We start from the raw sequence: 16,386 nt of genomic DNA on the forward strand, positions 1-16,386 counted from the left end.
ATCCTGCCGGGGTATCGGGGGTAGAGTATGATTTCGGAACGCACCGTGTCGCGGGCGGCAGTCGCCGTTGTTCTCGAACGCTTCATGGACCAGTTCGATTTCGCGAAACTGACGGCGGCCGAACGGTCGCTGGCCCGCCGCGAACTCGCCTTGCTCCGCCCGTCGCTGGCGGACGATGACGGACGGCTTGCGGCCGCGCTGGAACGGCTGGATCAGGCGTTGGGAACGCCTGGCCCCGTCCGGCAGGGTCCCGTCCGTTCCGGCAACGCCACGCAGGCCAGGCGATTGCAGCGGCTGCTGCGCCAACTGGCGCCGCTGACGCTGGGCGGCGTGGCGGCGGCAACCGTCGGTGCGGCGCCCGCATTCGCCTATGCCGCCCCGGTATTGGGCGATTCGGTCGTCAACCCGGAGACGGGCACCACCGAAACGGTGATCGAACTGATCGGCGACCATTCGGTCCGCACTGACAAGAACAACGTCATCCTGCTGGCACAGGCGGTCGGCGACGTCTTTACCGCGACGGTGCCCGATACCAGCACGACGCCGACGGGCACCAAGACGGTGACATACACCGTGACCGCCGTGTCGCTGACCGACGGCCGCGTCACAGGCGTCACGCTCAAGGATGCGGCGGACGTGGTGTCGACGACCGCCGTCGTCAAACCGGTCAACTACACGCCGCCCGCGGCGGGCGGTGGCCAGGGTTCCGCCACCAGTTTCACATTGCCCAGGGCGACGGGTGAGCGCGGCCAGTTCTCCGACATCCGGCAGGGCGGCAATGGCGGCAACGGTCGCGATGGCGGCGGCGTCGAGGTGTGCTTCGGGGCGCTCGGCTGCGCGCGGATCGCCTATGATCCCAAGCCCGGCGGTGCCGGCGCGGCGGGCCCGACGTTCGTCGCTACGGTCGATGCGACCAATGGCGATGTCACCACCATCGCCAACAAGCGGCCGGGCATCGCGATCGTGAGCACCGGCGGCAATGGCGGCGAGGGCGGCACGGCCTATGGCACCATCCCGGCGGCGCAGGGCGGTGCTGCGGGCGCGGGCGGCACGGTTCGCGGCAACAATTACGTCGACGTCGTCACCAATGGCGAGAACAGCCATGGCATGCTGGTGCAGAGCACGGCGGGCCGGGCGGGGTCGGGCGGCGGCTGCTATATCGGTTGCACCGGCGGCGGCGGTGGGACGGCGGCCAGTGGCGGCGTCGCGTCGGGGTACAATTACGGCGACATTTTCACCTATGGCAAGGGCGCGGCCGGCATGGTCGTGCAGAGCATGGGCGGCAGCGCCGGGACCGGCGGCGAAAGCTATGGCATCGTCGGGATCGGCGGCAAGGGCGGCGTCGGCGGTAACGGCGGCAACGCCTATGCCCGCAACGAAGGGCGGATCCGCACCGCCGGCGAAGCCGCGCACGGTGTGCTGGCGCAGTCGGTCGGCGGCGTCGGCGGCAATGCCGGCGCGGGTGGCGGGCTGGTCGCGTTCGGCGGCGACGGCGGCGGTGCGGGCAACGGCGGCACGGCCGAGGCGAGCGCGGTGGCCGGCAGCGTCATCGTGACGACGGGCGACTTCGCGTTCGGCGTGTCGAGCCAGTCGATCGGCGGCGGCGGCGGCCTCGGTGCGATCGCCGGGGGCATCGTCTCGTTCGGCGCGAGCGGCGGCACCGCCGGATCGGGCGGCACGGCCAAGGTCTCGCTGGACGACGGGGCGTTGATCGAAACCAGTGGCGAAGGTGCGTACGGCGTCTTTGCCCAGTCGGTCGGCGGGATGGGCGGCACCGCCTTCGGGACCGGCGGCGTGTTCACCATGGGCGGGACCGGCGGCGTCGGCGGCAATGGCGGCATGGTCGACGTCGTGTCGGGCGCGACGATCGTCACCGGCAAGGATGGCGACGGCACCGACGCGCGCGGCATCTTCGCCCAGTCGGTCGGCGGCGGTGGCGGCAACGCGCTGGCATCGGGCGGGGTCGTAGCGCTTGGCGGCAGCGGCGGGATCGCCGGCAACGGCCAGACGGTCCGGGTCGAGACGACGAAGGCGAGCAGCGTCACGACGCGCGGGCTGGGCGCGGACGGTATCTTCGCCCAGTCGGTTGGCGGCGGCGGTGGCGCGGGCGCGTCGTCGGGCGGTGTCGTGGCGATGGGCGGATCGGGCGGCGGCGGCGGCATCGGCGGTGCCGTATCGGTCCGCAATGCCGGCGAGATCCAGACATGGGGACAATTGTCGCGCGGCATCCTCGCCCAGTCGGTCGGTGGCGGCGGCGGCACCGGCGGCGACGGATCGGGGCTGGCCGCGATCGGCGGCAGCGGCAGCAAGGCGAGCCAGGGCGGCGACGTCACCGTCGGCAACAGCGGCGCGATCACGACCAACCGGAACCGTTCGCACGGCATTCTGGCGCAATCGATCGGCGGCGGCGGTGGCGAGGGTGGGACGACCGGCATCGACGGCGATACCGGCTTCGCGATGTTGCTGGCGATCGGTGGGTCGGGCGGCGGTGGCGGCAGTGGCGGCATCGTCACGGTCGACAGTTCGGGCAGCATCGTCACCCGGGGCGATGATTCGCACGGCCTGTTCGCCCAGTCGGTCGGCGGTGGCGGCGGCAACGGCGGGTCGAGCACCTCGCTCAGCCTGTTCGCCGGGGTCGCGATCGGCGGATCGGGCGCGGGTGCCGGCGATGGCGCCACCGCCACGCTCAACTTCGCGCAACAGTCGATCGATGTCGGCGGCGTCGCCACGCTGCTCGACCCGACGATCACGACGGCGGGCGAGCGGTCGCGCGGCGTGTTCCTGCAATCGGTCGGCGGTGGCGGTGGTTCGGGCGGCTTCGCGGTACAGGCGACCGGCGGAATCATCGGCGCGGTCAGCGTCGCGCTGGGCGGATCGGGATCGGGCGGCGGCAAGGGCGGCGAGGTGCGCGGCACCGGCGACGTCCGCATCTTCACCGCCGGCGCGAACAGCGAAGGCTTTTACGCGCAGTCGGTCGGCGGCGGCGGCGGGGCGGGCGGCTATTCGATCGCGACCGCGGTCACGCCCGCCGACGGCGCGGCGATCGCGGTCGGCATCGGCGGATCGGGGGCCGGCGGCGGCGATGGCGGCTTCGTCAAGCTGACCACCGGCGGATCGATCGTCACGCAGGGGATGTTCTCGACCGGGCTGCTGGCGCAGTCGGTCGGCGGCGGCGGCGGCAACGGCGGCTACAACATCTCCAGCGCGGTTGCCGCAGGATCGATCGCGGCGCTGGGCGTCGCGTTCGGCATGGGCGGCACCGGTGCTGGCGGCGGCGCGGGCGGCGATGTCGACGTCGTGTACGACGGGTCGATCGCCACCGGAAACATCGACGGGTCGGGCAGCGATTCGGCGGGTGCCGTCATCCAGTCGGTCGGCGGCGGCGGCGGCAACGGCGGGGCCAATACCTCGGGGGCGATCGCCGGCGGCGGGCGCGTCGCGATCGGCGTGGCGATCGGGTTGGGCGGCGCCGGGGCCGGCGGCGGCAGCGGCGGCGAGGTCAAGGGCACGGTTGGCGGCGGCGTGGTGACGCGCGGTGAGCGATCGACCGGCGTGCTGGTCCAGTCGGCCGGCGGCGGCGGCGGCAACGGCGGCTATAACATCAGCGGCAACCTGACGGCGGCGGGCACGCTGGCGGGCGGCGCGTCGATCGGCTTCGGCGGTGCGGGCGGGCTGGGCGGCGACGGCGGCATCGTGACCGGCCGCAGCAGCGGGACGATCGCGACCTACAATGCCGATTCGTCGGGGCTGGTGGTGCAGAGCGTCGGTGGCGGCGGCGGCAACGGCGCGCTGAACGTCGCGGCCGGAATCACGGCGAGCGCGGCAATCGGCGGCGGTTTCTCGCTCGGCTTCGGCGGATCGGGCGGCAAGGGCGGCAAGGGCGGTAAGGTCGAGGGCTATGCCGACCAAACCGTGACGACGCAGGGCGACAATTCCACCGGCGTGCTGGTCCAGTCGACCGGCGGCGGCGGCGGGGCCGGCGGCCTGAACGTCGCGGCGGCCGTGGCGCTGACGGGTACAGCGGGCATCGGCATCGGGATCGGCTTCGGCGGCGCCGGCGGTGGCGGCGGCGATGGCGGCGCCGTCACCGCGGTCGGCCATTCGGTGACGACCGCGGGTCTGAAATCCAGTGGGTTCGTCGCCCAGTCGGTCGGCGGGGCGGGCGGCACCGGCGGGATCAACATCGGCGCAGGGATCGCGATCGGCGCGGGTCAGAGCGCGGCGGTCGGCGTCGGCCTTGGCGGGTCGGGCGGTGGCGGCGGTGCCGGGGGTGTCGTCGATGCGACGGTGATCGGCAGCGTATCGACCAAGCGTGACATGTCGCACGCGGTGATCGCCCAATCGGTCGGTGGTGGCGGTGGCGTCGGCGGGTTCAACATCGCGGGCGGACTCGCGGCGGGCGGCATGGGCGCGGGCGCGTTCAACTTCGGCCTCGGCGGATCGGGCGGCGGCGGTGGCGGCGCGGCGGCGACGACGCTGCGCGTGAGCGGCGACGCCGTGACCGGCGGCAAGAACAGCGACGGTATCGTCGCGCAGTCGCTGGGCGGCGGTGGCGGCAATGGTGCGTTCAACGTCACCGGCGGCATCGCGGCCGGCGGCACGACCGGGATAGCGATCGGCGTCGGCATCGGCGGTGCGGGCGGCGGCGGCGGGGCCGGCGGTGCGGTCACGCTGGAGGTCAACGAAGGTGCGGCGGCGGGCGATCCGGCGCTGGTCGCCGCAACGACCGTTGGCGACGGGTCGCGCGGGATCGTCGCGCAATCGGTCGGCGGTGGCGGCGGCAATGGCGGCTTCAACGTGACCGGCGGCGCGACGCTGTCGGGCGCGGGCGGCGCGACGATCGCGGTCGGGGTCGGCGGCATCGGCGGCGACGGTGCCGGATCGGGCGCGGTCGTCGCCAAGGTCAGCGGCCGAACAACGACGCAAGGGGCCAAGAGCGACGCGGTGATCGCGCAGTCGGTCGGCGGCGGCGGCGGCAACGGTGCGTTCAACATTTCGGGCACGCTGGCGCTGGCCGGCGGCGGGGACGCGGCGGTCAGCGTCGGCGTTGGCGGGGCGGGCGGCAAGGGCGGCTCGGGCGAGAGCGTCACGCTGGCCGTCAACGCGGCGGCGGCAAACCCCGCGACGACGTTGATCGCGGCGGCGACCGCCGGCGAAGGATCGCGCGGCATCGTCGCGCAATCGCTGGGCGGCGGTGGCGGCAACGGCGGCTTCAACGTCAGTGCGGCCGTCAGCCTGAGCGGCGGCGGCGCGGGCGCGGTGAGCTTCGGCATCGGCGGATCGGGTGGCGACGGCGGCGATGCCGGCAAGGCGGGCGCGGAGGTGCCGGGCACGGCGCTGCGCGATCAGGATTATTCGGTCGACGCCACCATCCGGGGGCGGACGCTGACCACCGGCGTCAACAGCGACGCGGTGGTCATCCAGTCGCTGGGCGGCGGCGGCGGCAACGGCGATTTCAACGTGTCGGGCGCGCTGGCGATCGGCGCGGGCGGCGTGGGCGGCACCGGCAGCGTCGGGATCGGCGGGTCGGGCGGCAAGGGCGGTCAGGCGGGCGCGGTCCGCCTGCGATTGAACGACGGGGCCGATGCGAGCGATGCGGCGCTGTTCGCCGCGACGACGCAGGCATCGGGATCGCGCGGCGTCGTCATCCAGTCGCTGGGCGGCGGCGGCGGCGGCGGGGCGTTCAACGTCAGCGGCGGGATCGCGATCGGTTCGGGCGGGGCCGGAGCGGCCTCGTTCGGGATCGGCGGATCGGGCGGCGGCGGCGGGGACGGCGCACGGATCGACGCGACCGTGACCGGGCGAACGGCGACGGCCGGCGCGGGCAGCGACGCGCTGGTCGCGCAATCGATTGGTGGCGGTGGCGGTTCGGGCGGTTTCAACGTCGCGGCCGGCGTGGCGTTGTCGGCAGGGGGATCGGGATCGGTCGCGATCGGCATCGGCGGATCGGGCGGCGGCGGCGGCGATGCCGGCGTGGTCCGGCTGGGCGTCAACCAGGGCGTGGCGGTGCCCGCCGATACGCTGGTCGCGGCATCGACCGAGCGGGATGGGTCGCGCGGCATCGTCGCGCAGTCGCTGGGCGGCGGTGGCGGCAATGGCGGCTTCAACGTGTCCGGTGCGCTGTCGGGCGCGTCGGCGCTGGGCGTCGCGGTAGCGGTCGGCATCGGCGGTGCCGGCGGCGACGGCGGCGACAGCAAGGCGGTCGACCTGTCGGTACAGGGAATGACCCAGACGCTGGGGGCCGACAGCCATGGCGTGGTGGCGCAGTCGGTCGGCGGCGGTGGCGGCAGCGGCGGGTTCAACGTCGCGGGCAGCATCGCGTTGGCAGGGGGCGGATCGGCGGCGATCGGCGTCGGCATCGGCGGATCGGGCGGCGGCGGCGGCAACGCCGGCGCGGTCGACCTGCGGCTGAACACCGGGATCACGACCAACACCGACGTGGCGGCGGCCGTCACCGGCGGCGATCGTTCGGGCGGCGTGCTGGCCCAATCGATCGGCGGCGGCGGCGGCATCGGTGGCTTCAACGTCACCGGCGGGCTGAGCCTCGCCGGACAGGGTGCGGCGGCGATCGGCATCGGCATCGGCGGATCGGGCGGCGGCGGCGGGAGCGGCGGCGCGGTGGCGGCGGCGATCAGCGGCCGGACGGCGACGAGCGGCAAGGCGAGCGACGCGGTGCTGGCGCAATCGGTCGGCGGCGGCGGCGGGTCGGGGGCGATGAACATCACCGGCGGCATCGCCATCGCCAAACAGGGGGCCGGCAATTTCGGCTTCGGCATGGGCGGCAGCGGTGGCGGGGGCGGCGATGGCAGCACCGTCGACCTGCTGGTCAACTACGGGATCGTCGATCCCGCCGACGGGCTGATCGCGGCATCGACGCAGGGCAGCGAATCGCGCGGCATCGTCGCGCAGTCGCTGGGCGGCGGCGGCGGCACCGGCGGGTTCAACGTCACCGGACAGCTCAATGCCGCGGGCCAGGGCGCAGGCGGCCTCGCGATCGGGGTCGGCGGTTCGGGCGGCGGCGGCGGCAAGGGCGACCGGGCGACGCTGGTCGTGCAGGGCGCGACGCTGACGCAGGGCTTCAAGAGCGACGCGGTGCTGGCGCAATCGATCGGCGGCGGCGGCGGTGACGGCGCGTTCAACGTGGCGGGCGGCATCTCGCTGGCCGGCAAGGGTGCCGGCACGGTGGCGATCGGGGTCGGCGGGTCGGGCGGCGACGGCGGCGCGGCGGGGGCGGCATCGGCGATCATCAACGCCACGGTCCGTGACAGCCGGCGCGATCTGGTCGCGGCGCTGACCTCGGGCGATCAGGCGCGTGGCGTCGTGGTGCAGTCGACGGGCGGCGGCGGCGGCAATGGCGCGTTCAATATCTCCGGCATCGTCCAGATCGCCGGCACCGGCGCGGGCGGCGTCGCGTTCGGCGTGGGCGGATCGGGCGGCAAGGCGAGCGACGGCGGCCTCGCGACCGCATCGATCACCGGACAGACGATCACGCGCGGTGCGGGCAGCGACGCGATCGTCGTGCAGTCGGTCGGCGGCGGCGGCGGCAATGGCGGCTTCAACGTGTCGGGCGCGCTGTCGTTCGCCGGCAAGGGCGCGGGCGCGGGCGTGATGGGCGTCGGCGGATCGGGCGGCGGCGGCGGCAAGGGCGGCGATGCCGCGGTGCGCGTCAATTCGGGGGTGATCGTCCCCGGACTGGACCTGTTCGCGGCCAGCACGACCGGCGCGGGATCGCGCGGCATCGTCGTCCAGTCGCTGGGCGGCGGCGGCGGCGACGGCGCCTTCAATATCAGCGGGCAGGTCAGCGGCGCGGCGACCGGCGCGGGGGGCCTTGCGATCGGTATCGGCGGATCGGGTGGCGGCGGCGGCGATGCCGGCAGCGTCATCGGCGACATCACCGGCCGGACGACCACGGCGGGGGCCGGCAGCATCGGCATCCTCGCCCAGTCGGTCGGCGGCGGCGGCGGCAACGGCAGCTTCAACGTGGCGGGCAGCATCGCGCTCGCCAAGAGCGGCGCGGGCAACGTCACGATCGGCGTCGGCGGATCGGGCGGCAGCGGCGGCGACGCCGGCAGCGTGACACTGGACGTGAACCAGCACAGCAGCGATCCGACCAACGCGCTGGTCGCGGCGGCGACGGCGGGCGACGGATCGACCGCGATCGTCGCGCAGTCGCTGGGCGGCGGGGGCGGCAACGGGTCGTTCAACGTGTCGGCCGGCGTCGCGATCGCCAAGGACGATGCCGGCAACCTCGGCTTCGGCATGGGCGGATCGGGCGGTATCGCCGGTGTGGGCGGTACGGTGAAGGCGCGCATCCACGGCGACATCGCGACCGGCGGCATCGATGCCGGCGGCGCGCTGATCCAGTCGGTCGGCGGCGGTGGCGGCAATGGCGGCTTCAACGTATCGGGCGGGCTGGCGGCCACCAAGAGCGGTGGCGCGGGCAATATCATGATCGGCGTCGGCGGGTTCGGCGGCGCGGGCGGCAACGCCGGCACGGTCGACGCGGCGCTGGTCAGCGACATCGTGACGACCGGGAACAATGCGTATGGCGCGGCGATCCAGAGCATCGGCGGCGCGGGCGGCATCGGCGGCTTCAACGTCACCGGCGGCGTCAGCCTGACGATGGGTACATCGGCGGCGGGCACGTTCGGCCTCGGCTTCGGCGGGTTCGGCGGCGGCGGCGGCGATGCCGGCAACGTGGTTGCGCGGATGCTGGGCAGCATCACGACCAGCGGCGCGCAGGCGCACGGCCTGCTCGTCCAGTCGCAGGGTGGCGGCGGCGGTGCCGGCGGGATGAACATCACCGGCGGCGTCGCCATCGGCAAGGGCGGCACGGGCAATATCGGCATCGGCGTGGGCGGCTTCGGCGGCACCGGCGGCGATGCCGGAACGGTCGATGCGACGACGCGCGGGTCGGTGTCGACCAGCGGGGCCGGCGCGTACGGCGCGCTGTTCCTCAGCCTTGGCGGGGCCGGCGGGGTCGGGGCGATGAACGTCACCGGCGGCGTCAGCGTTTCGGTGGGCGATTCCAGCTCCACCTCGGTCGGGATCGGCGTCGGCGGCTTCGGCGGCGGCGGCGGCGATGCGAAGCGGGTGATGGCGAGCGTCGACGGCCTGTACCGGACCGACGGCGTCGGCGCGGCCGGCGTGGTCGCCACCAGCCTGGGCGGCGGTGGCGGTGATGGCGGCATCAACGTGTCCGGCACGCTGGCGATTTCGTCGAAGGGCGCGGGCACCAGTGTCGCGATGGGCGTGGGCGGCTTCGGCGGCGACGGCGGCACGTCGGGTGACGTGACGCTGACCCGCACCGGACAGACGGTGACGCAAAAGGCATCGTCCGACGGCGTGGTCGCGCAGTCGATCGGCGGCGGTGGCGGCCGCGGCGGCATGAACGTGTCGGGCGGTATTTCGGGCACGCTCGACGGCGAAGGCACCAGCGTCGTGATCGGCGTGGGCGGCTTTGGTGGTGCGGGCGGCAATGCCGGCAAGGTCGACGCGACCATTCGCGACAGCGTGTGGGCGGCGGGCAGCGACGCGGCGACGCCCTTCCATCCCGAGGATCTGGCGCTGGCCGATGACCAAGTGGTCGATTTCGGTGCCAGGACCAGTTTGCGCAACGGATCGAGCGGGATCGTCGTCAAGTCGCTCGGCGGTGGTGGCGGTTCGGGCGGCATCAACATCAGCGGCGGCATCGCGCTGGCCCCGAACAAGGGGGACGGCAACGCCAGCGCGCTCGTGCTGGGCATCGGCGGGTTCGGCGGGGCGGGCGGCGATGCCGGCGACGTGACCGCGACCATCGGCGCAGCATCGGGTCCGCGCATCCAGGTGCAGGGCACGGGCGACCAGAAATCGGCGATCTATGTCGCGTCGATCGGCGGCGGCGGCGGTGACGGCGCGTTGAACGTCTCGGGCGGGATCACGACCGAGGGGCAAGTGGTCGCCGGGATCGGCGGCAGCGGCAGCGGTGGCGGTTTCGGCCGTGCGGTCGTCGCGCGGGTCGATGCCGATCTGTTCGCCACCGGCTATCAGTCGAGCGGGCTGGCGGTGCAGTCGCTGGGCGGCGGCGGCGGCAATGGCGGCATCAACATCTCGGGCGGTCTCAAGACGCTTCGGCGCGAGCCGGTGATCGTGTTCGGCATGGGCGGCGATGGCGGCGTCGGCAATTCGTCGGGCGACGTGACGGCGTATCAGCACGGCGAGGTCGTCGTGAACGGCTTCAATTCCACCGGCGTGCTGGCGCAGAGCATCGCCGGCGGCGGCGGCAACGGCGGCATGAGCTTCGTCTCGGCGATCAGCCTTCAGGGCGGGAACAGCCAGTCCGATTCCTTCACCGCCGCGATCGGCGTCGGCGGCAGCGGCGGGCGCGGCAGCAAGGCGGGCGACGTCCGGGTGGAAAGCACCGGCGACATCCTGATGAACACGGTCGTCACGGTCGACGACAGGAACAATGCCGTGCTGTCGGCCGGGTCCGAGCAGGGCATGTCGACCGGCATCAAGGCGCAGTCGATCGGCGGCGGCGGCGGCAACGGCGGCTTCAACTTCGTCGGCACGGTCGCGTTGAAGAACAGCCCGCTGGTCGTCGCGGTGGGGGGCAGCGGCGATGTCGGCGGCGACGCGGGCGACGTCACCGTCATTCGCGGGCTGCGCGAGGACGGATCGATCAGCCGGTCGCTCATCAACACCTTCGGCATCGCCTCGACCGGGCTCGTCGCCCAGTCGATCGGCGGCGGTGGCGGCAGCGCCGCGACCAACCTGTCGCTCGGCTTCGCGCAGACGCCCGCCGAGCGCACGTCGTTCGGCGGCCTGTTCCAGGTCGGCGGGGACGGCGCCACGTCGGGCGATGCCGGGCGGGTGAACGTCGTCCATGTCGGGTCGATCCAGACCAACGGCGCGGCCAGCGAAGGCATCCTCGCCCAGTCGATCGGCAAGGGCGGCGGCAACGCCGCGGTCAATCTGGGCATCCTCGTCGTGAAGGCGGCGAAGGGTGCCCCCGATTCGGGCAAGTCGTCGACGATCAACGGCCTTGCCGTTGCCGTCGGCGGGGCGGCGGGCGACGCCGGAACATCGAACACCGTGACCGTCCGCCATGACGGCACGATCCAGACGAAAGGCAACAGTTCGAGCGCGATCGTCGCGCAGTCGATGGCGGGCGGTGGCGGGAACGTCGCGCTCAATACCGGTGCGGTCGTGGGTGCCGACAACCTGTTGTCGATCGGCATCGGCCGTCAGGGCGGCCGGGGCGGTCGCGCGGGCAATGTCGCGGTCACGGCCAGCGGGCTGCTGGTCGTCGACGGGAACGACAGCAACGGCATCGTCGCCCAGTCGATCGGTGGCGCGGGCGGCCTGAGCGGTACGTCGGTGGTCGGCGGCGAGGCGAAGGATGGATCGGGCGATACCGCGATCAAGCAGGGCTTCGCGCTGTCGGTCGGGCTGGAGGGCGGCGCGGGCGGCCTGGCCGGCACGGTCGATGTCGACAATCGTGCCGACATCGTCACCAGCGCCCGGAACGCGCGCGGTATCCTCGCGCAATCGATCGGTGGCGACGGCGGCGTCGGCGGCAGCGCGTCGGTGCTGGGCCGGGGACAGGCGCAGAGCGTCTCGCTGGCGCTGGGCGGCGGCGGTGGCGGCGGTTCGCGCGGTCAGAAGGTGTCGGTCCGCAATCTCGGCACGATCGTGACGACGGGGGTGAGCGGCGATGCGATCTTCGCCCAGTCGATCGGCGGCGGCGGCGGTATCGCCGGGGCCGCCGCGACGTTGCGGCAGGGCGAGGCGCCTGCCGGCAAGACCTTTGCGACGGTGGGCGTGACCGTCGGCGGCAGCGGCGGGTCCGGCGCGGTCGCGGGCGATGTGCAGGTGGACAATTTCGGGCAATTGTCGACCACCGCCGACGACAGCTTGGGCATTCGCGCCCAGTCGATCGGCGGCGGTGGCGGGTCGGGCGGTGCCGCGTACATGGTACAGAAGGCGTCGGGCACCGAACTCAAGTCGTTCAGCCTGATGCTGGGCGGCAGCGGCGGGTCGGGTAATGCGGCGGGTCGGGTCGATGTGACCAATTACGGCCTGATCCGCACCGCCGGCGAAGGGTCGCACGGTATCGGCGCCAATTCGATCGGCGGCGGCGGCGGCAATGCCGGGTCGGTCGGCAACATCACCAAGATCGGCGCGGGCAGCGGCGACGCGACCGTCGTCCAGGTGGCGATCGGCGGTTCGGGCGGCTCGGGCGGTTCAGGAGGCACGGTGCGCGTCGCCAATATCGCCGGCGCGACGATCAACGAAGGCACGATCACCACCAGCGGTGCCAAGGCGCACGGCATCTTCGCGCAGAGCCTGGGCGGCGGTGGCGGCAACGGATCGTCGGTCCTGTCGCTGTTGTTCGGTTCGGCCGGTGCCGACAGCGTCTCGGCGGGGCTCAGCCTCGGCGGCGCGGGGGGCGACGGCAACCTCGGCGGCAGCGTTACCGTCGAGAACAGCGGGCGGATCTATACCGACGGTGTCGAATCGCATGGCATCCTTGCCCAGTCGATCGGCGGGGGCGGTGGCAACGGCGGCGTCACCGTGGCGACCAACGGCTTCTGGGGCGGCGCGACCAAACGGGCACCGATCCTCGCGCTCGGCGGGATCGGCGGCACCGGCAACGACGGCGGCACGGTCCGCGTCGTCAACACCGGGCAGATTTTCACCACCGGCGCGCGTGCCGACGGCATCGTCGCCCAGTCGATCGGCGGCGGCGGCGGCAATGCCGGCCTCGCGGTCGGCCTGACCGGAGAGGTCCGCACGCTGGTCGCCTCCAACCTGCTGGCCTTGACGGTCGGCGCGGTCGGCGGCGGCGGGTCGGGCAAGGGCGGCGAGGTGTTCGTCGAGAACAGCGGCGACATCACCGTCACCGGCGCGGGCGCGAAGGCGATCGTCGCGCAAAGCATCAACGGCGGCGGTGGCGGCACGCATTTCTCGCTCGCCGACCTGCAACTGCCGAGCGTCGGCGTCGCGATTCCGGGCGTCGCCATTCCGCCGCTCGGCGAACTGGACGGCATCCCCAATCTGGTCGCGGGCGAACCGGTCAACCGGAAGGTCACGCCGGTCATCGTCGCCACGCGCCTCGGTGCCGATGGGGTCGCGTCGATGAACGCGGGCAAGGTGACGGTCAGCAATACCGGCACGGTCCGCACCGCCGGCGATTACGGCGCGGGCATCACCGAAATCTCCGTGGGGAGCGGCGGCGGTGCGCTGACCATCGAGGGCAATCTGGTCAAGGCGGTCGTGCCGCTCGCCGCCACGGCGACCGCGTCCGTCCCCGGCGACGCACTGGCGCGGCTCGCGGCCGCCACGCCCGAAAGCTTCAGCGCGCAGATGATCTACGCGATCGGGCTGGGGGCGAAGAACAGCACCGACGGTTCGGGCGCGGACATCGTGTCGACGCAGACCGGCGACGTCGTGACCACCGGCGCGGCGACGCCCGGCATCATGGTGCAGACGATCGGCGGCGGCGGCGGATCGGCGCTGGTCAACGTCACGACCGAGGATGCGACGCTGATCGACAGCGTCCGCTTCGGGCTGGGCGGGGTCGGCACGTCGGGGTCGTCGGGCGGGGCCATTACCCGGACGCAGAACGGCATCGTCGCGACGACGCAGGCGCTGTCGCATGGCGCGCTGATCCAGTCGATCGGCGGCGGCGGCGGTTCCGCGATCGGGCGGGTGGCGATGACGCCGGCCAGCGGGGCGGCGGCAGCCGTGGCCTCGACGCCGATCGCCGCTGCGATCGTCTCGCTCGGCGCGAACGGCGGCGCGCGCAACGACGGCGGCGCGGTCGACGTGACGTTCAACGGCGGCTTCGCGACGCAGGGCGCGCAGGCCCATGGCCTGATCGTCCAGTCGATCGGGGCCGGCGGCGGATCGGTGTCGCTCGACGGGTTGCAGCCGACATCGCTGATCGTCGGCGGCGTCAACGGGGCCGGCGGATCGGGCGGTGCGATCCGCGTCGCCAACACCGGTGCCGTCACGGCGCAGGGAACCGGCGCGCACGGCATGGTCGTGCAGTCGATCGGCGGCGGCGGCGGCATCGTCTCGGGCGCCTTCGCGCGCACGGCGGCGACGCTGTCGGCGGCCAACAGCGGCAATGGCGGCACGATCGCCGTGACGCAGAAGGGCGACGTGATCGTCGGGGGCGACCGCGCGTTCGGTATCGTCGCGCAGAGCCTGGGTGGCGGTGGCGGCCTGATCGGCGACAGCTTTGCTGGGTCGGCGGGCGGGGTCGGTTCGGCCGGTGCCGTCACGCTCGACGTGCAGGGATCGGTGATGGCGGTGGGCGTCGATTCGACCGCGATCGTCGCGCAGAGCATGGGGTCGCAGGGGGCGGGCGACATCGCCGTCACGACCTCCGGCAACGTTCGCGGCGGCAGCGGCGCGGGCGCGGCGATCCGCCTTGCGGGCGGTGCGAACAATGTCGTGCGCAGCGCGGGAACGCTGTCGGCGGTTTCGGGCCTCGCGGTCGTCGGCGGTGCCGGCAACGACCGGGTCGTCAACACCGGGCTGGCGGTCGGCAATTTCACGCTCGGCGGCGGCACCAACGCGCTGGAGAATGCGGCCGGCGCGACGCTGGTCACGCTCGACACGATCGACCTGCGCGACGGGGCCGGCAGCAGCGGCACCTTTACCAACGAGGGGCAGCTCAGCCTTGGCTTGTCGGCCAGCGCCTATCCCATCGACCTGCTCGCCGGGGCGACCCAGCCGGTGCGGACGGTGGCCGATGCCAGGACCGACCTGCTGAACGGTACGCGGGTCATCAGCCAGGTCGCGCTCGACGGCGATTTCGTCCAGACGAAGACGGGCAACACGACGTTCGACGTCGCGTTCGGCCCCTATGCGTCGGACCGGTTCGACGTGACCGGGCGGGCGAGCGTGAACGGCACCGCCGGCATCACGCTCACCTGGCTGGAAAACAGCGCGCCGGTGCTGTTGTGGGCGGCGGCGGGCGGCGGGGTCGACAACGGCCTGTCGATCCCCGACACGCTGGCGATCGATTATCGCACGATCGCCGATGCGCAGGGCATCAAGCTCGGCATCACCAGCAATTTCGGCCTGTCGTTCCTGACCGCCAACCAGCAGGCGATCGGCCGGTCGCTCGATTCCGCGCTGACCGTCGGCAATGCGGCGGGGATCGGCCGGCTGATGGCGCTGCTCGGCAATCTGGGGGCCGGGCAGGAGGCGACCTACCAGCGGATCATGGCCGAACTCGACCCTGAACCGCTGCTGGCGCCGGGGCTGGTCCAGTTCGCGGCGGCGCGTACCTTCGCCGGCCATCTGTCCGGCTGCGACGCGCTTGCTGCGGGTACGCGGTGCGTCTGGGGCCGGGTCGAGCGGAACCAGTACGACCGCAACGACAAGACCGGCGATTCCACGATCGCGCAGGACGACAATGCGCATCTGCGCGCCGGGTTCGAACTGCCCTTCGCGGAGGCCTGGGCGTTGGCCGGGGCGGTCGGTTATGACGACAGCGGGCGGCTGGACGTCGGCGGCGGTCGCGCGCTTGGCGACTGGAACGCCGTCCATGCCGGTGTCGCGGTCCGCCGCGCGATCGGCGGCGACGCGCAGGGCGCGGTATCGCTGGGCGTCGCGGGTGGCCTGCAACGCGGCGACATCGACCGTCGCCAGACGGTGTTCGTCGATGCGGTCGGCCAGTCGCGCGTCCGCAACGACTATGTCGCGTTCAACGCCAACGCCGCCTACACGCTGACGGCGGGCCGAGTGTTCGCACGGCCCGAACTGAACCTGTCCTATGTCGGGCTGGGCCAGGGCGAGTTCGCGGAGAAGGGTCTGCTCGGGCTTGGTGTGCAGGCAGTGCGCCATCGCGACTGGATCGCCACGGCGACACCGAGCGTGACGCTGGGCGTGAAGCTGAGCGACGGGGTGCAACTCTCGGCCAATGGTGCGGCGGTGCTGCACGACAAGTCGAGCTATGCCGCGCCGTTCCGTTTGCTCGGCGCGGACGCCAGCGCCGATCCGGCAACGATCCGCTCGGGCTTCGACCGGACCGGATGGGCGGCGGGCGTCAACCTGACGCTGGTGCGCGCCGACCGGTTCTCGGTCGATGCCGGCTATCGCGCGGAATGGGGCAGGACGACGACGGTCCAGAACCTGCGCCTGAAGGCGAAGCTTGGGTTTTAGGGCGGATCGACATTCAGCTTTGGCAGGGAGAAATCTGCCCTTGCCCCCCTCCGCGTCATCCCCGCGCAGGCGGGGATCCATACACGCCGACGCTGGTGATCGAACCGAGCCCGTTGCGTCTATGGGTTCCCGCCTGCGCGGGAACGACGAACAGCCGTAGTATCCGCTCCGCCCGGTCTTGCGGTGGCCAGCCGGTGTCGCGGTGGAGGGGGCCGGTTTCCTCCT

The 16,386-nt window shown here is 73.1% G+C and carries 1 protein-coding gene; it reads left to right on the plus strand.

Annotated features, from left to right (window positions below; genetic code table 11):
- The first annotated feature begins 27 nt into the window (after positions 1-27).
- Complete coding sequence (locus ASE78_RS16200; RefSeq protein WP_056498518.1) at positions 28-16,161, plus strand: autotransporter outer membrane beta-barrel domain-containing protein; 16,134 nt, start codon at positions 28-30, stop codon at positions 16,159-16,161.
- The last annotated feature ends 225 nt before the right edge of the window (positions 16,162-16,386 follow it).

Origin of the sequence: Sphingomonas sp. Leaf25, assembly GCF_001421635.1 — a bacterium.
Taxonomy (GTDB): Bacteria; Pseudomonadota; Alphaproteobacteria; order Sphingomonadales; family Sphingomonadaceae; genus Sphingomonas.

What these genes read in the sequence shown, in the direction of transcription:
- ASE78_RS16200 (WP_056498518.1), top strand. Translation starts at nt 28, where the DNA reads ATGATTTCGGAACGCACCGTGTCGCGGGCGGCAGTCGCCGTTGTTCTC.